We start from the raw sequence: 245 nt of genomic DNA on the forward strand, positions 1-245 counted from the left end.
GCTTTCACATTGCGCGCCAGCTCGATAAAGCGCTGCGGGTCGTTGTATTGCTGCAACGGCACCAGGGTTTTGCTGACGTATTCCAGGCCTGGCGTTTTGTCGGTGGTGTTGCGGAAACCGACCATGCCAAAGCTGACTTTATCCAGCTCGCCACGGGCGCCGATCTGTTCTTGCAGGCCATTGACCACGTCGTTGACCTGGTCGATATACGGCTGCATCGACACCGAGGTGTCCACCACCAGCAC

Annotated in this window: 1 protein-coding gene; it reads right to left on the minus strand. The window is 58.0% G+C overall.

What is annotated here, in order from left to right; genetic code table 11:
- Nucleotides 1-245: vWA domain-containing protein (locus AC0IW7_RS24950; protein ID WP_471821536.1), on the minus strand; the 245-nt coding region annotated here is incomplete at both ends.

The sequence above is a fragment of the Pseudomonas sp. AC229 genome (assembly GCF_979254655.1).